This is a genomic window from Kribbella qitaiheensis (assembly GCF_014217565.1).
In the GTDB taxonomy this organism is placed as follows: domain Bacteria; phylum Actinomycetota; class Actinomycetes; order Propionibacteriales; family Kribbellaceae; genus Kribbella; species Kribbella qitaiheensis_A.
In genome coordinates, this window is the sequence record NZ_CP043661.1 from 1,794,825 (window position 1) to 1,814,330 (window position 19,506).

The 19,506-nt window shown below is 68.4% G+C and carries 19 protein-coding genes and 1 pseudogene; 3 read left to right on the top strand and 17 right to left on the bottom strand.

Going from position 1 to position 19,506, the window contains the following annotated elements; genetic code table 11:
* The first annotated feature begins 34 nt into the window (after positions 1-34).
* Together F1D05_RS08120 and F1D05_RS08125 are read left to right on the top strand one after the other, a co-directional pair.
* The gene (locus F1D05_RS08120) at positions 35-832 is read left to right on the top strand and encodes a peptidylprolyl isomerase (RefSeq protein ID WP_185446701.1); all 798 of its coding nucleotides are present in this window, start codon (positions 35-37) and stop codon (positions 830-832) included.
* 78 nt (positions 833-910) lie between these two features.
* The gene (locus F1D05_RS08125; protein WP_206686122.1) at positions 911-1,255 is read left to right on the top strand and encodes a VOC family protein; all 345 of its coding nucleotides are present in this window, start codon (positions 911-913) and stop codon (positions 1,253-1,255) included.
* Positions 1,256-1,500: 245 nt separating this feature from the next.
* On the opposite strand, the gene F1D05_RS08130 is transcribed toward F1D05_RS08125, so the two are convergent.
* The 13 genes and pseudogenes from F1D05_RS08130 to F1D05_RS08190 form a co-directional block, all read right to left on the bottom strand.
* On the bottom strand, positions 1,501-2,151 hold the full coding sequence (locus F1D05_RS08130) for an NUDIX domain-containing protein (protein ID WP_185446702.1): 651 nt from the start codon (positions 2,149-2,151) through the stop codon (positions 1,501-1,503).
* The gene (locus tag F1D05_RS08135; protein WP_185446703.1) at positions 2,148-3,932 is read right to left on the bottom strand and encodes a CTP synthase; all 1,785 of its coding nucleotides are present in this window, start codon (positions 3,930-3,932) and stop codon (positions 2,148-2,150) included. Before F1D05_RS08135 ends, F1D05_RS08130 begins: the two co-directional genes overlap by 4 nt.
* Before the next feature lie 21 nt (positions 3,933-3,953).
* Positions 3,954-4,979, bottom strand: coding sequence for a glycosyltransferase family 4 protein (locus F1D05_RS08140; protein WP_185446704.1), 1,026 nt, complete (start codon positions 4,977-4,979; stop codon positions 3,954-3,956).
* Positions 4,976-6,601: a murein biosynthesis integral membrane protein MurJ gene (gene murJ / locus F1D05_RS08145; protein ID WP_246486511.1), complete on the bottom strand. Its 1,626-nt coding sequence runs from the start codon at positions 6,599-6,601 to the stop codon at positions 4,976-4,978. Before murJ ends, F1D05_RS08140 begins: the two co-directional genes overlap by 4 nt.
* Positions 6,580-7,395 carry a hypothetical protein gene (locus tag F1D05_RS08150; protein WP_246486512.1) on the bottom strand — a complete coding sequence of 272 codons (816 nt, stop codon included), beginning with the start codon at positions 7,393-7,395 and terminating at the stop codon, positions 6,580-6,582. The genes murJ and F1D05_RS08150 overlap by 22 nt, the downstream gene beginning before the upstream one ends.
* Before the next feature lie 23 nt (positions 7,396-7,418).
* The gene (locus F1D05_RS08155) at positions 7,419-8,360 is read right to left on the bottom strand and encodes a copper transporter (RefSeq protein WP_185446705.1); all 942 of its coding nucleotides are present in this window, start codon (positions 8,358-8,360) and stop codon (positions 7,419-7,421) included.
* On the bottom strand, positions 8,357-9,538 hold the full coding sequence (gene steA / locus F1D05_RS08160; RefSeq protein WP_185446706.1) for a putative cytokinetic ring protein SteA: 1,182 nt from the start codon (positions 9,536-9,538) through the stop codon (positions 8,357-8,359). Before steA ends, F1D05_RS08155 begins: the two co-directional genes overlap by 4 nt.
* 150 nt (positions 9,539-9,688) lie before the next feature.
* Complete coding sequence (recN, locus tag F1D05_RS08165; RefSeq protein ID WP_185446707.1) at positions 9,689-11,416, bottom strand: DNA repair protein RecN; 1,728 nt, start codon at positions 11,414-11,416, stop codon at positions 9,689-9,691.
* Positions 11,413-12,405, bottom strand: coding sequence for an NAD kinase (locus tag F1D05_RS08170; RefSeq protein WP_185446708.1), 993 nt, complete (start codon positions 12,403-12,405; stop codon positions 11,413-11,415). Before F1D05_RS08170 ends, recN begins: the two co-directional genes overlap by 4 nt.
* Positions 12,402-13,215: pseudogene (locus F1D05_RS08175) on the bottom strand (TlyA family RNA methyltransferase). Before F1D05_RS08175 ends, F1D05_RS08170 begins: the two are co-directional and overlap by 4 nt.
* 31 nt (positions 13,216-13,246) lie before the next feature.
* Positions 13,247-13,852, bottom strand: a complete 606-nt coding sequence (locus F1D05_RS08180; RefSeq protein WP_185446709.1) for a hypothetical protein — start codon at positions 13,850-13,852, stop codon at positions 13,247-13,249.
* A 1-nt stretch (position 13,853) separates the two neighbouring features.
* Positions 13,854-14,582, bottom strand: coding sequence for a polyhydroxyalkanoate synthesis protein PhaF (locus tag F1D05_RS08185; protein ID WP_246486513.1), 729 nt, complete (start codon positions 14,580-14,582; stop codon positions 13,854-13,856).
* A 225-nt stretch (positions 14,583-14,807) separates the two neighbouring features.
* Positions 14,808-15,920 (bottom strand): HAD-IIA family hydrolase, encoded by a 1,113-nt coding sequence (locus F1D05_RS08190; RefSeq protein ID WP_185446710.1) that lies wholly within the window; start codon positions 15,918-15,920, stop codon positions 14,808-14,810.
* Positions 15,921-15,944: 24 nt separating this feature from the next.
* Between F1D05_RS08190 and F1D05_RS08195 the strand changes: the two genes are divergently transcribed.
* A complete protein-coding gene (locus tag F1D05_RS08195) occupies positions 15,945-17,108 on the top strand; it encodes a DUF1015 family protein (RefSeq protein WP_185446711.1) in 1,164 nt (387 codons plus the stop codon).
* Between the two features lie 89 nt (positions 17,109-17,197).
* On the opposite strand, the gene F1D05_RS08200 is transcribed toward F1D05_RS08195, so the two are convergent.
* From F1D05_RS08200 to F1D05_RS41890, 4 genes are all read right to left on the bottom strand, one after another.
* Positions 17,198-18,064: a CHAD domain-containing protein gene (locus F1D05_RS08200; protein ID WP_185446712.1), complete on the bottom strand. Its 867-nt coding sequence runs from the start codon at positions 18,062-18,064 to the stop codon at positions 17,198-17,200.
* 126 nt (positions 18,065-18,190) lie between these two features.
* Positions 18,191-18,895, bottom strand: a complete 705-nt coding sequence (locus F1D05_RS39890; RefSeq protein WP_246486514.1) for a hypothetical protein — start codon at positions 18,893-18,895, stop codon at positions 18,191-18,193.
* Positions 18,783-19,331 (bottom strand): hypothetical protein, encoded by a 549-nt coding sequence (locus tag F1D05_RS39895; protein ID WP_246486515.1) that lies wholly within the window; start codon positions 19,329-19,331, stop codon positions 18,783-18,785. Before F1D05_RS39895 ends, F1D05_RS39890 begins: the two co-directional genes overlap by 113 nt.
* A 44-nt stretch (positions 19,332-19,375) precedes the next feature.
* Positions 19,376-19,498: a hypothetical protein gene (locus tag F1D05_RS41890; protein ID WP_281388927.1), complete on the bottom strand. Its 123-nt coding sequence runs from the start codon at positions 19,496-19,498 to the stop codon at positions 19,376-19,378.
* Positions 19,499-19,506 lie beyond the last annotated feature (8 nt).

A 19,506-nucleotide genomic window follows, 5' to 3' on the forward strand; every position in this document is an offset into this window, starting at 1 on the left:
CCGACCGCCCAGGGCACATAGAGGAGATACATCGATGAGAGCCACGAGTGTCATCGCGTGTACCGCGTTGACCATCGCAGGACTGCTGACCACGACCGGTACGGCGCTGGCAGCGACCCAGCCGGCACCTGCTCTGTTGACAGTGCCGCAGTCGACCCCGCAGCTCGCAGAGACGGGTCAACTACTGAACCCGGCGACCGGAACTACCAACGGCCCTTGCAAGTACACGGCCACACCCGACGACCCGTCGCCGCGCCCTGTCTCCTTGCCGCCGGACCCTGCGAAGACTCCGAACAAGGGCATCGTCAAGCTCCTGCTCGCCACCAACCAGGGCCCGATGCTGCTGTCGCTGGACCGCGCCAAGGCACCTTGCACAGTGCAAAGTTTCCTGCACCTGGCTCGCAGTCGCTTCTACGACTTCACCACCTGCCACCGCCTGACCCTGTACTCCACCCTCAAGGTCCTCCAGTGCGGTGACCCCACGGCCACCGGAGAACGCGGCCCCGGCTACTCCTACAAGGACGAGCTCCCCACGGACCTTCCGAACTGGCCGACAGACCCCACCGGCACTAGCAAGGTCTACGCCCGAGGCACCCTGGCCATGGCCAACGCAGGCCCCAACACCAACGGCAGCCAGTTCTTCCTGGTCTTCGCCGACTCCCGCCTCCGCCCCGACTACACAGTCTTCGGCACCATCGACCGCCTGGGCCTCAAGGCCCTGGACCGAGTAGCCGCAGCAGGCGTACAACCCACCCCCGAAGACCCGGCCCCGGTCGACGGCACCCCCAACCGCACCACCAAGATCCTGATCGCCCGCCAGTTCACCTTCTGACAACAAACCGATGGTGCCCTCAGTCTCTTGAGGGGACCATCGGTGTGTTCAGGCACCGCAAGACTTGGAGGCAATCGGATGGGTGTGAAGGAACTTCGGCTGGTGGTCACGGCACCGGACTACGACGAGGCGGTGGCGTTCTACCGCGACGTACTCGGCCTCACGGAACGCGAGTCGTACTCGTCCGAGGACGGCCGCGTGATGATCCTGGAGGCGGGCCGGGCCACCCTGGAGATCGCCGACCCGAACCAAGCAGACTTCATCGACCGGGTCGAAGTCGGCCAACGCGTCGCAGGCAAGTTCCGCGTCGCACTGGAAGTCGACGACTCCGCCGCCACCACAGCCCAACTCGCCAAGGGCCGGCGCCACCGTCATCGCCGAACCCACCCGAAACCCCGTGGAACTCCCTCAACGCCCGCCTAGAAACCCCCGGCGGCATCCAGCTGACCCTCTTCACCGAACTCGCCGACGAATAACCCCACGAAGCCGCGCCCCTAGTAGTTCGTGATGTCCGGCCTCGATCCTGGCGCCGGAGCAATCTCGGGTGCCCGGAGCCAGCCAGAAATGGGGACCTTGAACACCAAATCGGGACGGTGAACAGGTCATTTCATGTCCGCAGTCCCGGTTTGGTGTTCAAGCCCCCAACTTCTAGCCGACCGCGGGCGGGGTCAGTCTTTGGCGGGCCAGGGGGCGTCTGCTGGGCGGAGGGAGTCGAAGCCGGGGCCGTTGAGGGCTGTCCAGGCGGCGAGTGAGCCCATGACGAGGATGGGGTTGTGGAGGTCGCCGGCCAGGGCGGCTCCTACTACGTCGACCAGAGGGGCCCAGACCGTTTCCATGTCCGCTTCTTCGTGCAGGCGGTCGTAGGTCTCGGTGGCCTCGGACAGGTCTCGAGCCAGGAAGATCCGGACCGCCTCGTTGGTCAGGCCGGGTGAGGTGAAGGCGTCGACCAGGACTCGCCAGTCGGCGGCCTTGGTGGCGGCCTCTTCCCAGAGTTCGCGCTCGGCGCCGATCCGGTAGTCCTCGCCTGCGACGTCGAGCAGGCCGGCCGGCGGCTCCAGCAGGCGGTAGCCGACGGGGTGGCGGTACTGGCGGACCAACAGCATCCGGTTCTGCGAGTCCAGTGCGACGACACCCACCGCACCCGGATGGACCACGACATCCCGTACGAAAGGCTCACCGCCGGCGGGCGGGACCACCTGGTCCCGCCGTACGAAGATCACGCGGCCGGTCGAATGCACGACCTCGGACGACGAGACCGCCCAGGATTCCCGCGAATCGGCCAGCCCGGCGCCGAAGCGCAGTACCGGGTGGTCCTTCACCGCGCCTTCACCGGCTCGGCACCCGAAGCACCCGAGGCCTTGGAGACGTCCGAGGCCTCAGAAGAAGCAGCGTCAGCCTTCTTGGCGGCCGCAGCAGCGGACTTCTTCAAAGCGACCTCTTCCACCGGCAACCGCGATTCACGCTGCCGCACCAACGCGGCACCGATCAGCCCAGAGAACAACGGATGCGGCTTGGTCGGCCGCGACCGCAGCTCCGGGTGCGCCTGGGTGGCAACGAAGTACGGGTGCAACGACCGATCCAGCTCGATGAACTCGACCAGCTCGTTGTCCGGCGAAACCCCGCTGAACACCAGCCCAGCCGTCTCCAGCTTGTCCCGGTAAGCGTTGTTGACCTCATAACGGTGCCGGTGCCGCTCCTGCACCGACGGCGCCCCATACAGACCACGCACAATCGACCCATCAGCCAAATTGGCCGGATAAAGCCCCAGCCGCATCGTCCCACCAAGATCACCGGCGCCGTCGACGATGTGCTTCTGCTCCTCCATCGTCGCCACCACCGGCTGCTCGGCATCCGGATCGAACTCGGAAGAATTCGCCTCCACCAGCCCGGCCAGATCGCGCGCCACCTCGATCACCATGCACTGCAACCCAAGACACAACCCAAGAATCGGTACGCCGTTCTCGCGCGCATACCGAATCGCGCCGATCTTCCCCTCGATCCCGCGTACCCCGAACCCACCCGGGATGCAGACCGCGTCCACATCCCCGAGCAGCCGGGCCGCGGCCTCAGGCGTAGCGCACTCGTCCGAAGCGATCCAGCGCAGATTCACCTTCGCATCGTTGTGGAATCCACCAGCCCGCAGCGCTTCGGCAACCGACAGATACGCGTCCGGCAGGTCGATGTACTTCCCGACCAGCGCGACGGTGACCTCGTCAGCAGGGTGGTGCACAACGCGCAGCAGCTCGTCCCAGCGAGTCCAGTCGACGTCACGGAACGGCAGGTTCAGCCGCCGTACGACGAACGCGTCCAGCCCCTCGGCGTGCAGCACCTTCGGGATGTCGTAGATCGAAGGCGCGTCCGGCGCGGCCACCACGGCCTCGACGTCGACGTCGCACATCAGCGAGATCTTGCGCTTCACGCCGTCCGGGATCGGCCGGTCCGCGCGGCACACGATCGCGTCGGGCTGGATACCGATCGAGCGCAGCGCGGCGACCGAGTGCTGCGTCGGCTTGGTCTTCAGCTCACCGCTGGGACCCATGTACGGCACCAGTGAGATGTGCAGGAAGAACACGTTGTCGCGGCCGACGTCGTGGCGGACCTGCCGCGCGGCCTCGAGGAACGGCAGCGACTCGATGTCGCCGACGGTGCCGCCGATCTCGTGCAGCACCACGTCCACGTCGGGGCCGGCCATCGCCAGCATCCGTTCCTTGATCTCGTTGGTGATGTGCGGGATCACCTGGACGGTGTCGCCCAAGTACTCGCCGCGGCGCTCCTTCGCGATCACCGACGAGTAGACCTGGCCGGTGGTGACGTTGGCGACCTGGGAGAGATCCCGGTCGAGGAAGCGCTCGTAGTGCCCGATGTCCAGGTCGGTCTCGGCGCCGTCGTTGGTGACGAACACCTCGCCGTGCTGGAACGGGTTCATGGTGCCGGGATCCACATTGAGATACGGATCCAGCTTCTGCATGGTGACCCGGATGCCCCGCGCCGTCAGCAGGCTGCCGAGGCTGGAAGCCGTCAGCCCCTTACCGAGACTGGAGGCCACGCCACCGGTGACGAATACGTGCTTGGTCTGCTGCCCGAACGAAGCTCTGTCCACGGGCTTTAAGGCTACCTCGTGTCAAGCAGTGGTCGCGACGAGATCCGCGTAGATGTCCATCAGATTCTTTGCAACCTCGTCTTCATCCGGCCATCCGGCGGCCAACTTCAGGCCTTCTGTCCGCATAGCGGCCGCCGCGGCCGGATCATCGAGAACTTTCCGTATGCCGTCCGCCAGCCCCCGCGAGTCGCCGGCGAACGCCAGTACCGCGCTGTCGCCGACCAACTCCGGTACGCCGCCGACCGCCGTCGCCACCACCGGTACACCGACCTGCAGCGCCTCCTGGAGCACCAGAGCCCGGGCCTCCCAGTGCGAGGTCAGCAGGAAGGCGTCGGAAGCCCCCAGGAGGTCCGCCACGTCGCTCCGGTGGCCCAGTAGACGTACCGGGAGCCCCTCAGCGTCGATCCGCGCTTGCAGATTGTCCCGGAGCGGTCCGTCCCCAACCACGGCGAACACCACGTCAGGCCGGTCCTTCGCCACGTCGGCAGCTACGGACAGTAGCGTCGGGTAGTCCTTCTGCGGCGCCAGGCGACCCACAGTGAGCACCAGCGGCCCGTCACCAATCCCCAACGACTCCCGTACTGCGGCAGACGGCGTACGGACCTCCGGGATAGCTGGAGCGGCCACCGGAGCGAGCCGGGCCTGCCGGGCACCTAGCGATCGCGCGAGCTCCACCAGGTCGCTAGACGCTCCTAGAGTCAGATCCGCTCCACGAGCGACCAACCGCTGCCCGAGCCGCATCACCACACCACGCGGTCCAGGAGCCAGTACTGCGTTGTGCCAGGTCACCACGAGCGGCCTGAGTCGCGACCGGTCGCGCAGAGCGGTCATCCCGGCCCTGTATCCGTGAGCGTGGATCACGTCGCAACCACGCAGGCCGGGAGCCTGAGCAACGACCACAGCCGCGTCGAAGTCGAAGTGGTCCGTAGTACCAGGTGGGGCGCAGACCACCACCTCGTGACCGGCCTTGAGGTAGCGGGGCACCAGTGAGGCGACGTGCTGGCCGATCCCGCCCCGAGACTCCGCCAGCAGCAGGCCGATCCTCATTGCTTCTCCTCCGCACCGGTTGGGACGACACCACGCCGCAAGAGCACACGAGTGTCCGAACGATCCACAGCCACCACAACACCGCCATACACCAGTACTACGGCCAGCCCGGACAGCACCGAGAACACCAAGGCGCTCCCCCAGCCGCCGTCACCAGCAGGCAGCGCCACCAGCCAGCCAACGGCACCGGCGAGCACTGCACCCAGCAGGGATGCCACGGTCGCTCGCGGCAATCCGCTGAGCACACCAGGTCCGGCGAGCCGCCGCAACACCGCAAGCAGCACCACAGCACCCACGACCATGCCGACCGACATCGAAGCCGCTAGAGCGCCTACTGCGTCGAGGCCGTCCCACTGCAAAGTCAAAACCAAACCTGCGACGGCCACGATCAGCCAAGCGCCACCGGTGACCAGCGCAACCTGGCGACCGGCATGCCGCGCATAGAGCACCCGGCCGAGATGCATCAGAACGGAGAACCCGATGATCGCCGGAGCGAACGCGACCAGACCGGCGCCGAGCGACGACGCCTGCGACTCCACAACCCGGCCGTCGTCATAGGCGAAGATGCGCGCGACCGGCACCGCAGTACCGACCAGCAGCGCAGTACCGGCTCCCCCTGCGAGCATGACCGCCCTGGTAGAGCCACCGGCGTACAGGTCGAAGGCTGCGAAGTCCCGCGACTCGAATGCAGCCGCCAGCCGAGGGAAGACCGCAGTGGTGATCGGAACCGCCAGTACTGCGTATGGCAGCAGGTAGACCGCGTTGGCCCAGGTGTAGACCGCGATGCTCCCGGCTGCCCCACGGTGGTTCGCCAAGTAGGTGGTGACAAGAAATGCCGCCTGCTGAGCAACCAGTACTGCGAGGCCGGCCGCAGCGAGCTTCCGTAGTACTGGGCCTACTCCAGGGTCGAGGCGGAAGGTCGGCTTGATCGGCAGACGCAAGAACAGCATCGGCACGAGCACAGTGACGGCCAGCGCTAAGACACCGGCCGTAGTACCCCACGCTAGTAAGTCAGACGCTCCTCGCGAAGCCTGATCGGCAACAGGAGCAATCGAAGCAAAGGCGAAGTAGGTCGCCACCACGACCAAGCTGGACACCAGCGGAGCCACAGCGCCGGCCGCAAATCGCTTGTGCGACTGCAGTACAGCCGTAGCCACGACAGTCACGGCATAGCCGAACACCTGCGGCACGAAGATCAACAGCATCCGGGTCGCCGTCGCGGACGAACCACCGCACTCAGGCCCGGCATCCAGCATCGCGTCCGTGTAGCGCGAGGCCAACAGCCAAGCCAGCAAGGCGAACGGCGTCAGCAACACCAGGGACCAGCTCAGCAGCGCGCCGATGATGCGGCCTTGCGCGGCACGATCGCCGCGAGCTACCGGACCGGCCAGCACCGGGATCACCGCACCGGCGAGCGCACCGCCGACCACGATCTCGAACAGTACGTTCGGCAACTGGTTCGCCGTCGCATACGCGTCCGCGAGGCAGCCGGCGCCAACCGTCTTCGAGAAGACCAGCCATCGTCCGAACCCGACCACGCGAGCCAGGACGGTGACGCCCGCGACGAGCAGCGCGGCCCGGGCGATCCGTCCACCCGCGGTCACCGGGGTCGTCGGCCCCACTGGTCGATCTTGTCCAGCACCGGCGTCTCGGCGATCACCTTCGTGAAGCTGACCTTCTCACTGGCCAGGTTGAGCGCGAAGACCAGGCCCAGCGCAAGCACCTTGAGCTGACGCGGAAGTGAAGCAGCCAAGGCCGTTCCGGTGATCGCGCCGAGGCCGTTGGCTCCACAGTCGCCCAGCATCGACCGCTCGCCCAGATCCGCGGGAGCCGCCGCGGCAGCCGCACCGACAACCGCTGCCGCCGGACCGCTGACCAGCGCCACCGGGGCACTCAACGCGGTCACCGCCTTCAGCGCGCGTCCCGGCCGGAGATCCATCAGGTTGGTGAGATTCGCCGTACCAGCGATCAAGGCGCTGTCAGCAACGATCTCGACGGCAGCGCCGAAGCCCTTCGACCGACGCGGCAGCAGAGCCGCGGCGACGAGGGCGGCCGCGCCGACACCGAGGATCTTCACCGATCCGCTGGTCACCTCACCGCGCCGTAACGCGCTCAGGTGGCCGCGAAATCCCTTGGTGGTCGTGGTTCCGGCCAGATCGTCGTACGCGCCGACTGCGCCGGACACCGAACCGGCGATCAGCGCAGCAGTCCGCTCACGACCCGAGGTCGCCACTGCTACACCTGCCAGAGCGCCGAGGACCGCGATCGGCCCTTCCAGCAACGTGACCGTCTCACCGCGATGGTTCGTGCGCTCGAACGGCGCACGATTCTCCTTCGGCAGTTTCGCGGTGGCCCGCTCGATCGCGGCAGTGGCCGCAGCGGACGCCACAGCGGCGCCCAGCTTCCCCAAGCCCATCTGTGTTTCCAGTCTCTAGAGGGTCAGTTCTTGGCCTGGACCGCGGTCGGCGCGACACCGTTCTTGGCGTCCACACCGCCGTACTGCCCGGCCTTGCCGCCGGTCTGCTCGACCAGCGCGAACACGATCGTCGCCTGACCGCTCGGCATGTTCGCCACATCCACGGACGAGACGTTCTTGGTCGCGTCGGCGTCGCCGCGCAGCGACTTCAGCAGGCCGCCGTTCTGCGCGGTCTCCGGCGTACCGGCGACGACCGCACCCGCGCTCCCCGCGTCGAGGCCCACGGCGAAGTCCACGGCGTCGTTGTACGACGAGTTGTCCGGGGTCGGCGTCGGCGGCTTCGCGGCAACGACGACCACCAGGCTGCAGCGGTCCTTCGGGGTCGGCTTCAGCGACAGCAGCTTCGAGCCGGTCAGGCCACTGATGATCTTGGTGGCTTCGGAATCGACCAGCTTGTTCTCTTCCTTGGCGGCGATGCCGCGGGCAAGGATCATGCCGGCCCGCTCATACGTCGTACTGTCGGCCGGGAAGGTCAGGTCGGCGGTGACGAGCTCGTTCACCAGCGGCTCGACCAGCTGGCGCTGACCCGGGTCGAACAGCTTGCTGTCCAGCGCCACCCGGGTGGTCACCTGGCTGCCGGCCTGCTCGAGGGTGCCCTGGATCTGGTTCGTCAGGTCGCCGTCGGCCGACGGCATCGTCACGACGCAGACCTTCTTGCCGAGCAGCTTGCCGGTGGTCAGACCGGTGGTCACCTTGGCGACGTAGTCGTCGCGGTACCTGTCCAGCGCCTCGGCCTGGATCAGCTGGGTCCGGGCATCCTCCAACGCGGCGCGGTCCTTCTTGGCCTGCGCCTGGACAACGTCGGCGCCAGTGCCTTTCAGCGGCCCGGCACCCAGCACCACACCGGCGCCCAGGGCGAAGAAGATCGCCACGATCGAGACGATGTGGTAGCGAAAGTCGATCACGTGAACAGCTCCCGGATCCAGTAAACGAAGTCGTTCCAGCGCGCCTTCATGATCGACCAGAGCACCTCGTCCGCACCGATGGCCACCATCGCCACGCCCAGTGCGAACAACCCGGCCACGATCAGCGCTATCACTTGGAAGGTAGACACCCTGCTGCGGTACAGCCGGCCGACACCCTTGGCGTCCACCAACTTGGCACCGACCCGCAATCGGGTGATGAAGGTACTCGCCATCCCGGAGCGCCCCTTGTCGAGGAACTCCACCAGCGAGTTGTGGGTGCCGACCGCGACGATCAGCGACGCGCCCTTGGAGTCGGCCAGCAGCATCGCGACGTCCTCGCTGGTGCCGGTGGCCGGGAACTCGATCGAGTCCACCCCGAGCCGCTCCAGCCGCTCCGCGCCCGGCGCCCGGCCGTCGCGGTACGCGTGCACGACCACCTCGGCGCCACACTTGAGTGTCTCGTCCTTGACCGAGTCCATGTCGCCGACGATCAGGTCGGGCACATAACCGTTCTCGACCAGCGCGTCCGCTCCGCCGTCGACGCCGATCAGGACCGGCCGGTACTCGCGGATGTACGGCCGGAGCGCGACCAGGTCCTCGCGGTAGTCGTACCCGCGGACCACGATCAGCACGTGCTTGCCGTCCATCGGCGTGTGGATCGCCGGTACGCCGACGCCGTCCAGCAGCAGGTCGCGCTCGCGGCGCAAGTACTCCAGGGTGTTCGCGGTGAACGCCTCGAGCTGGGTCGACAGGCCCGCGCGGGCATCGTCCATCGACTCGGCGACGGTCTTGGTGTCCTGCGAAAGGCCCTTCGCGACGACCTCTTCACCGCGGTACACGACGCCGTCGTGGACCCGGATCCGCTCGCCCTCGTGCAGCACCGAGAAGACCTCGCGGCCGATCCCGTCGACCAGCGGGATGCCGGCCTCGACGAGGATCTCGGGACCCAGGTTCGGATACCGCCCGGAGATCGAGTCGGCCACGTTCAGCACGGCGCCGACCCGGCAGTCCACCAGCGCCTCAGCGCTGACCCGGTCCAGGTCGACATGGTCGATCACCGCGATCTCGCCCGGCTTCAGCCTTTTGGTGAGATTCTTGGTACGGCGGTCCAGCCGGACCACTCCGGCGATCCCGGGCAGTTCAGGTGGGCGTGCTCGACGCAGACTGGGCAGTTTCATCGCGCTCTCATCCTGCCATGTCAAGAGCCCTCCGCCCGCCTTTTAAACCCTCGGCAGGCTCATTCGCCTTCTGGTACCCGGTCACTGCGCGTTAAATCATCCTTTTGATCTACCCGCACCGTGTGAAACGCCCAGGACAGCCTGTGACGGTCAGCGCTTCTTCTTTCGCGGTTTCGTATGGCGCTCGGCCGCGAGGGCGAGCAACTCTTCCGCGTGAGCCTGGGCCGCATCGGAGTTCTCCAGGCCGGCCATCATCCGGGAAAGCTCCTTCAGCCGGGCGTCGTCGTCGAGCGCGACCAGCCCACTCGTGGTGACAGAGCCGTCGTCGCTCTTCAGCACCACGGCATGCCGATCGGCGAACGCGGCCACCTGCGGCAGGTGCGTCACGACGATCACCTGCGCCTTCTCCGCCAGCCGGGCCAGCCGCTTGCCGACCTCGACCGCGGCCCGGCCGCCGATTCCCGCGTCGATCTCGTCGAAGACCAGCGTCGGCACCGGATGCGTGTCGGACAGGATCACCTCGAGCGCGAGCATCACCCGGGAGAGCTCGCCGCCGGAAGCCGCCTTCTGCAGCGGCCGCGACGGACTCCCCGGGTTCGCCGCGAAGCAGAACTCGATCTCGTCGGCCCCGGACGGACCAGCGGTCGTCTCGTGCACCTCGACCGTCAGGGTCGCGTGCGGCATCGCCAGCCCGCTCAACTCCGCCGTCACCGCGACACCGAGCCGCGCGGCCGCTTCCTTCCGAGCCGCGCTGACCTGCTCGCCGAGGTCCTTCAGCTGCGCCTGCAGCTCGGCCAGTTCGGTGCTCAACAGCTCAACCCGCTCGTCGCTGCCGTCCAGCTCCGCAAGCCGGGCGGCTGACCGCTTGGCCCACTCGAGCACCTCGTCAACAGTGCCGTCCTGGTCGCCATACTTGCGAACCAACCCAGTCAGCTGACTCCGCCGCTCACTGACAACGGCCAGCCTGGCCGGGTCCGTGTCGATATCAGCCGCGTACGACGAAAGCTCACCGGCCAGGTCGGCCGCGAGATACCCGAGCTCGCCGACCCGGTCGGCCAGCTCGGCAAGTTTGGTGTCGTGGCCCCGTTCGCCGTCGAGCACCTGCTTCGCCAGTCCGAGAAGTCCCAGTACGTCGTTCGGCCGGCTCGAGTCCAGGTCGTCCGACGCCACTGCGTCTCCCGCGGTAGTTGCCGCCGTACGCAGCCCATCGGCGTACGCGAGTCTCTGCTCCTCGGCCGCCAGCTCGCTGTCCTCGCCCGGCAACGGCTCGGCCTTGGCGATCTCCTCGAGCCCGAAGCGGAGCAGATCCGCCTCGGCCAGGCGATCACGCTGCCGGGTGGTCAGCTCGGTCAGCTCTGCCTCGACCTCACGATGCCGCCTGTACGCCGAGGTGTAGTCGCCCAGCGGCACCAGCACCGCCTGACCCGCGAACGTGTCCAGCGTCTCGCGCTGCCGCGCGGGCTGGAGCAGCCGCCACTGGTCGGCCTGACCGTGGATCGCGACCAGATCGCCGGACACCTCGGCAAGCACCGACACCGGCACGGAAGCGCCACCCAGGAAGGCACGCGACCGGCCCTCGGACGACAGCTCCCGGGCGATCAGCAACTCACCGTCGTCGTCCAGCTCGCCGCCGCGATCCTCGGCCTCCCGAACGATCGACTTCGGCACATTGGTGGCCCGGCCCTCGACCCGCGCGCGGCGGACGCCGTGCCGGACCAGGCCGCTGTCGGCCCGGCCACCGAGCAGCATGTTCACCCCCGTGACCACCATCGTCTTGCCCGCGCCGGTCTCACCGGTGACCGCGGTGAAGCCGGGATCGAGCTCCAGGGTGGCGTCCTCGATCACGCCCAGCCCGGTGATGCGGATCTCGGAAATCATGGTGTCTGAGACTCCTCTTGTGCGCTTCGATTGCGCCGGTTCAGCTCTGCCGTGCCCCGCCAGCCGAGCACCGGCAGGTCGAACTTGGCCACCAGCCGGTCGGTGAAGGAGGCCGCGTGCGCCCGCGCCAGCCGGACCGGCATCTTGCCGCGCCGGACCTCGATCCGCGCCCCCGGCGGGACCTCGACCATCCGCCGGCCGTCGCACCACAGCACCCCGCGACCGTGCCAGGCCGCGACCAGCTCGACCGAGAGCCGCGACGTCGGCGCCACCACGATCGGCCGGGAGAACAACGCGTGCGCGCTCAACGGCACCATCAGGATCGCCTCGACCTCCGGCCAGACGATCGGGCCGCCGGCAGAGAACGCGTACGCCGTACTGCCGGTCGGCGTCGCGACCACCACGCCGTCACAACCCCAGCGGGACAGCGGACGGCCGTCCACCGTGACCAGCACCTCGAGCATCTTCTCCCGGGCGGCCTTTTCCACGCTCGCCTCGTTCAGCGCCCAGGTGTCGAAGACCAGCTCGTCGTCGACCCAGACGTCGACCGCGAGCGTCATCCGCTCCTCAACCGTGTAGCTGCGGTCCACCACGACCTGGACGATCCGCTCCAGGTCGTCGACCTCGGCCTCGGCCAGGAACCCGACATGGCCCAGATTCACCCCGAGCACCGGCGTACCGTGCGGGCGGGCCAGCTCGGCGCCGCGCAGGATCGACCCGTCGCCGCCGAGCACGATGATCAGCTCGACGTCCTGGGCCGCCTTCTCCGCGTCGTACGCGATCTCGACCGGGTCCAGCTCCAGCGCCTCGGCCTCGTGGCCGACCAGCCGGACCACCATGCCCGCGTCGGTCAGCAGCCGGTGCGCCTCGCGAGCCACCTCGACAGCGAACTCGCGGCCGGTGTGCGCGACCAGCAGCACCCGCCGCGGATCGGACGCCTGCTCGACCACGGGGCTCCCCACCTCTTCTACGTTCAGCTGTCCGGTCATTGCGGACCGCTTTCGATGGCAGTCCGGAGCATCGTCTCATCGAGAGGTGGTGCGGAACGGCGTATCCACAGGAAGTATTCGACATTTCCTGACGGGCCGGGCAGCGGACTGGCCGCGACCCCCTCGACACCCCAGCCCAGGCCGGCCGCTTTCGCCGCCACCCCGCGCACCGCGTCGGCCCGCAGTTCCGGGTCCCGTACTACGCCGCCCTTGCCCAGCCGCTCCTTGCCGACCTCGAACTGCGGCTTCACCATCAGCACCAGGTCGCCGTCCGGAGTCACGACTCCGAGAAGTGCGGGCAGCACCAGTGTGAGCGAGATGAAGCTCAGGTCGCTGACCACCAGGTCGACCGGTTCACCGATGTCCTCCAGCGTCAGCGTCCGGACGTTCGTACGGTCCATCACGGTGACCCGGTCGTCGGTCTGCAGCGCCCAGACGAGCTGGCCGTAACCGACATCGACGGCGATCACGCTGGCCGCTTCGTTGCGCAGCAGTACGTCGGTGAAGCCGCCCGTGGACGCGCCGGCGTCGAGGCACCTCCGGCCCTTCACCTGTACGCCGGTGAACGCCTCGAGCGCACCGACAAGCTTGTGCGCTCCCCGCGACGCGTAGCCGGGGTCGTCGGTCTCGGAAGTGTCCACGAGGATCGGCGCATCGGCACCGACGCCGGTGGCAGGCTTGCTCGCGACCGTGCCCGAGACCTTCACCTTGCCGGCGGCGATCAGCTCGCTGGCGTGCTCGCGGGACCGGGCCAGGGCCGCGCCGGACCAGCTCAGCATCGAGCCGGGACCGTCTCACTGCCTTGGCCACTCAGCCTGCCCTACTCATTCAGGTCTACTCATCAGCGACGGTCCTCGGCGTCCGCCTCGACCAGCGCGGTCTGCAGCCGCTCGTGCAGGTCCGCATACACCTCGGCATGCTCACCCACCGGCCGCTCGCGCAACTCGTCCAGCCGAGCCATCGTCTCCTCCACCAACGGATGCGGAGCATCCTCGTCCCTCTCCGCGTACTGCGGGGCCTGCCGGGCCTGCGGTGCAGGCGTAGGCGCAGGTACCGGCGGGCGAGGCTGGAACGAAGCAGGAGAGGGAAGAGAAGGCCGAGGAGCAACCGCAACTACTGGAGTCGCTTCCTCTATCTCTTCTACCTGCTCTTCGACTGCAGCTGGTTCGTCTGTTTCGAGGGAGGCCTCGAACGCAGCTTCGGTGTCCTCGTCCGCGACGGGAGGCTCTTCCTGCTCAGGCGGCAGTTCGCCGTACATCGTGAAGCCGGCCAACAGCGGGTCCGAGTGCGGAATACCCTGCTGGGACGGCTTCAGCCCGTACGACGACTGGGCGCCGGGCTCGGAGTCGTAGTCGGGCTCGGCGCTCTCGTCGGGCTCTGGTTCGTAACCGGGCTCGACGTCGGGGTCGACCTCCGAAGGGAACTGCTCGCCGGGATGGTCGGTCACGTCAGGCCTTCTTCGCCGGGGCCTTCTCGGCCGCCTTCTTCGCCGCGGTCCTCTCGACCGCGGTCTTCTTCGCCGGCGCCCTCTTGGCCGCGGTCTTCTCGACCGCGGTCTTCTTCGCCGGCGCCCTCTTGGCCGCGGTCTTCTCGACCGCGGTCTTCTTCGCCGGCGCCCTCTTGGCCGCGGTCTTCTCGACCGCGGTCTTCTTCGCCGGCGCCCTCTTGGCCGCCGCGGCCTTGTTCGCAGAAGCCGTCGCCGGGGACTTCTTCACCGGAGCCTTCTTCGCAGGTGCCTTCCGCGGACCCGAAGCCGCCGCGGCAACCGGAGCCGAAGTGGAAACCGGAGCCGAAGTGGAAACCGGAGCCGAAGCCGGTGCTGCGGCCGATGCCGCCAGCGCCTCGATCGCGTCGGCGAGCTCGTGCTCGAGCCCCTCGACCCGCCGGGTCAGCGCCGCGACCTCCTCGGACCGGGCGAAGCCCAGCCGCGCGACCGCGCCCTCGACCTCGTTCGCCACGATCGCCTGCAGCAGCTGTCGGTTGCTCTTGCTGGTGGCAACGATCTCGTCGGCGAGGTCGGTCACCTTGCCGGTCAGGCCGGAGGTCAGCGCGTCCGCGCCGGTCTGCTGCAGCAGCGCCTTGGCGGCCTGCTGGGCCCGCTGTCTCGTCACCTCGGTCAGACCGTTCGCCAGCTGTACATAGCCGCGCAGTGCATCCATCACCATGACTGCCTCCATGCTAGATCTCCGCCTACCTACCCCGATCCGGGTGAGTCAAAAGCGGTGGTTCACTCCTCCAATGGGGGTTACCCCACTGCCATACCAGTGGGGTAACCCCCACCCGGAGGGGCGAACCCCAACTTGATCGGGGTGAGCACACCGTTGGCTGCCACGGTATCGCGCCTGCCCGGCGACACCAGGTCACCCATGCCCTCCGCCGGCCCGGTTTCCGGGGCACGAGGCCTATTTCGCCAGCCCGACCTTCCGCAGTGCCGCGTCGATGCTGATGGACGCCGCTGCCGGCGCCGGTTTCGGCAACGGCCTCCGCGCCCGCGAACCACCTTTCGCGGCCGGCTTCGGCTCGCTCTTCGGCGTACCGTCCGCCGCGGCCCACACTGCCGACAAGATCGCCCGCAACCCGTCGTACGGCGCTCCCTCGCCAGTCACCGTGACCGCGCTGTCGACTACCTCGGCCGTCCAGCCCGCGCTGGTGTGCTTGGTCCCGTCGACCGTCACGCCTGCCTGCTTCTCAGCCAGCGCGCCCAATCCAGCAGCGATGTACGTCGGCCGCTGGTCCTTCGGCGCCACAGCGAGGTCACGGGCGTCGTTCACGCCGGTGGCAACCCACAAGCTGGCGATGCCGACGGCGTGCGCGCCGGCGATGTCGGAGTCGAGCCGGTCGCCGATCATCAACGGCCGCTTGGCTTCGAGCCGTTCGATGCTCGTCTCCAGCAGCGGCGGTTCGGGCTTGCCCGCGACGATCGGGTCGACCTCGACGGCAGCGCGGACCGCTTGCACCAGCGTCCCGTTCCCGGGCGCCTTGCCGCCGGCCGTCGGGATGGTCAGGTCGAGGTTGGTCGCATACCAGCGAGCGCCTTCGTTGATCGCGTGCGCGCCGTCCGCGAGCATCACCCAGTTCACATCCGGGTGGAAGCCCTGGACGACCGCGACCGGATCCGCGTCGCTGCTGCGAACCGGCTTCAGCCCGTACTCCTCCAGCGCGGCGTACAGCCCTTCACCACCGACGACCAGCACCGGCGATCCCTTGGGGAACTCACTCGCGATCAGCTTGGCCGCGGCCTGCGCCGAGGTGACCACGTCCTCCGCGATCACGTCCAGCCCGAACGACGCGAGGTGCTCGGCGACCGCCGAAGCGGGCCGGCTGGCGTTGTTGGTGACGTACCCGATCCGCATCCCGTCCTTGGCCACCTTGCGCAGGTGATCGGGCGCGTCCGGGACCGGATCCGGCCCGACATACACGACGCCGTCGAGGTCCAGCAGCGCCACGTCGTACCGGCTGGAGAGCGGTTCGTCACATGCGGACAGCGGCGGTGGCGCTTCCTGTGTTCGAGTCACCCTTCCCCCCGTACGATGCCGCCCATGTCAGAAGCCACCGGAAGCGTGCTGCGGCTGGATCCTCTGCGCGCCTGGCGGTTCGTCGCCGGCAAGGTGAGCGCTCTCGGCGCGGTGACGTCGCCGCCGTACGACGTCCTGGAACCCGCCCTGGTACGGCGGCTGAATGATTCTGATCTGCACAACATGGTGAGGCTCATCCTTCCACGCGATCCCGACCTCGGCAGCGGCCGGTACGACGAGCCCGCCCGCCGGCTGGTCGGCTGGCAGCGCGACGGCATCGTGATCCAGGACCGCAGGCCCGCCCTCTACGTGTACGAACAGCAGTTCGGCGGCGCCACCCTGTGCGGTCTGGTCGGCTCGCTCGGCCTCGATCCGGCCCGCCAGGTCGTCCTGCCACACGAGAACGTGATGCAGCACTGGGTCGACGACCGGTTCGAGCTGATGGAGGCGACAGACGCCGATCTGGAGCCCATCCTGCTCGCGTACGGCGGTGGCGGTACGGCGAGTGACGCGGTCGACGAAGCCCGGGCCGGGGTGCCGTGGCTGGTCGCGGACACCGAGGACGGCGCGCACCACCGGATCTGGCGGATCGAGGACCCGGAGAAGCTGGCCGCGATCGCGGCCGAACTCGCCAACCGCGAGGCCCTGATCGCCGACGGCCACCACCGCTACGCGGCGTACCTGGAACGCTCCCGCCGCTCACCGCAGCGCGCCGGTACCGACACCGGCCTCGCCATGCTGGTCGACAACGAGCGGCACCCGCTCACGCTGGACCCGATCCACCGCGTCGTCCCAGGCCTGACCCTCGACGTGGTCAAGGCCCGTACGCCCGACGGCTGGGAGGTGCTGCCCGGCCGGGTGGAGGGCGTCCCCGACCGGATCGCGGTCTTCGACGGCACTTCGTGGGTGACAGTGCGCTCGACCCAGGGCCAGGTGACGCCGACGGTCTCCCTGCTGCACGAGGAGCTGCTGCCCGCCTGGGGGATCGCTGTGGACGACATCAGCTTCCACCACGCCCTCAGCGACGCTACTGCCCTCGCAGGGCCCACACAGGCCGCTGTGGAGCTCGTAGCGCCCCGGATGGACCAGGTACTGCGCTCAGCTCTGCGCGGCGCCGTACTGCCTCAGAAGGCGACGTCGTTCGGCCCGAAGCCCCGGGTCGGACTGCTCTTCCGCATGCTGACCTGATTCTTGGCCGCCCCCGAGCAGTAGGGCGGGTCCGACGGCTGCCGACCGCCTGGCCCGCGAGCGCGCCGAACCCGGCTGACTTTCGCCGCTCAGGGCCGGTGGTAGAGGGTCAGGAACTCCTCGCGAAGCGGCTTGCGGGCCGCTCGATGGCGCTCGATCAGCCGGCCGAGCGAGAACGACAGGCTCGCATCAGCCTGTCCGGCGGCGTCCTTCGCCAGCAGGTTGAGCGCATCCGCTGCCGCGCAGTGATCCTGGTGCTGGCCCAGCAACTCCTGGTACCTCGCGGCCTGGATCGCGATCTCCTTCGCTTCGTCACCGAGCACCGAGGCGGAGGTGTCCGCGGCGTACCGGACTCGCTTTGCCAGCAACCTCGTCTCGTGCCAGTCGTCGTCGGGAGTCCACGGCTTCAACTGCTCAGCCGCCTCGTTGAACGCACTCCGGGCGACGTCCAGTAGCTGCGGGAGAATCTCCGCACAGGGCTGGGAGGCTTTGGGGCGCAGGTCTGGTGCGACCGCGACAGTCTTCAGATCGTCCACCAGCAAGCGGGTCCGGTCGCTCGTGACGACCTCGGCCGATCGCGCGGCAGCCCGCTCCAGGTCGACGGTCAGGGTCGTCAGGATCGCCGCCAGATGGTCGGGATCGTCCTCGGTGGTCGCGTGGTCGCGGACCAGTGCGGCGATCACCTCGAGGTCGCGAGCCTCACCGCAACTGACGGCGAGCCAGGAAAGGTCCAGCCGTAGGTCCTTGGCCCAGTTGCCGGCGAGAAGCTTGCGGAACAGTTTCAGGTCGCTGCGCAGCCGTCGGCAGGAAACCCGCACCTGATGGATCGCGTCGTCCTCGGAGTTCTCCACCATCACAATCGCCCGCTGGAGCCGATCCGTGCCCTTCACCAGGGCGGCGGCGACCAGCGCACTCACCGGCGAATCGGGCGTCAGCTTCTCCTGGGTCTCCACCATCGCCCCATTCTCGCCGACCGCTCCAACACCCGCTCCCTCGCCATGCGCGCCCTGGGTTCCCGGACACAGCAAACGGCCCGGGCAAGCAGTGATCCCTCACCACCCACCCGGGCCGTTCACCCTTATTCAGTCCTTCTCGTCATCCTTCACAACACCCTCAACGCCGCCCTGAGCCTCGTAATCCTGAGCCTCGTCGGCGTCGTCTTCATCGGCGTCGTCTTCGTCCGAGTCGCCTTCGTCATCCGCGTCGTCCTCGTCCGCGTCGCCTTCGTCACCCGCGACGTCGGCCTCATCGGACTCGGGCCTGAGCTCGTCGACGCCCTCGCCTTCGAAGTCGCCCTCATCGTCATGGTCAGACTCGTCGGTCGCGTCGTCAGACACATCGACGTCGGCTTCGTCGACAGCATTCTCGTCGGCGTCCTCGGCGTCGTCATCAGACTCGTCGGCGTCGTCATCAGACTCGTCGTCGTCGTCGTTTGCGTCGTCATCGGCGTCGGCGAACTCGTCCTGGTCGTCGGCCGACTCTTCCTCGTCGACGTCCTCGGACTCGGGCTTGCGGTCGTCGACGTCCTCGTCCTCGCGGCCGTCCTCTTCGTCCAGGTCCGTGAACTGGAGGCCTTCGAGCTCGGCGGCACGTTCGGCCGCACCCGTGGAGCCGTCCTGGTCCGCACCCGCCGCGCGGTGGAACCACACCAGCGCCTCCTCGGTGCGGCCGCCCTCAGCCAGCGCATCGGCGTACGCGTAACGCAGTCGCGGCAACCAGTCCGCCCGCGTCCGCTTCGACAGTTCGGGCACGTCGAGCGTCTGGATCGCCGCGGCGGTCTGCCCCATGTCGCGACGCGCGCCGGCCCGCGACGATCAGCATCTCCATCTGCGAACCCTCTTCGAGCAGCAGCACCTGCTTCTCCCGCGACAGCGCGAGCGCCTTCTCCGGCCGCCCGAGCGCACGCTCGCAGTCGGCCATCATCGGCAGCACCTCGTGGTTGCCCGTCATCCGCCGAACCGCACGGAACTCGGTCAACGCCTCGTCGAAGTGCTCAGCCAGGTACGCCGTGATCGCCACAGCCTCCCGTACGCCGCCCAGCCGCGCCGCGAGCCGCCGCGCGACCTTCGCGTGCTTGTAGGCGAGTTCCGGATCGGCGTCCAGCAGTTGCCCGGAGGCGACCAGGTGCTGCGCGACCAGGTCCGCCAGGCTGCGTGGCAACGACCGCAGTTCCGCCTTCGCGCCACGGTCGAGCTCAGCACCGGTAATACCTTCCGGAATCACCGGGTCGTCCCGACGCGGACCGACCCTCTCTTCGTCCGGACGGTCTACGCCACCACGACGGTCGTCACGCCGGCCACCGCGCTCCGGACGGTCGCCACGACGAGGACCTCCACGTTGATCGCGGCCGGCACCGCCACGGTCGTCACGACGCGGCGCCGAACGCTCACCCTGGTAC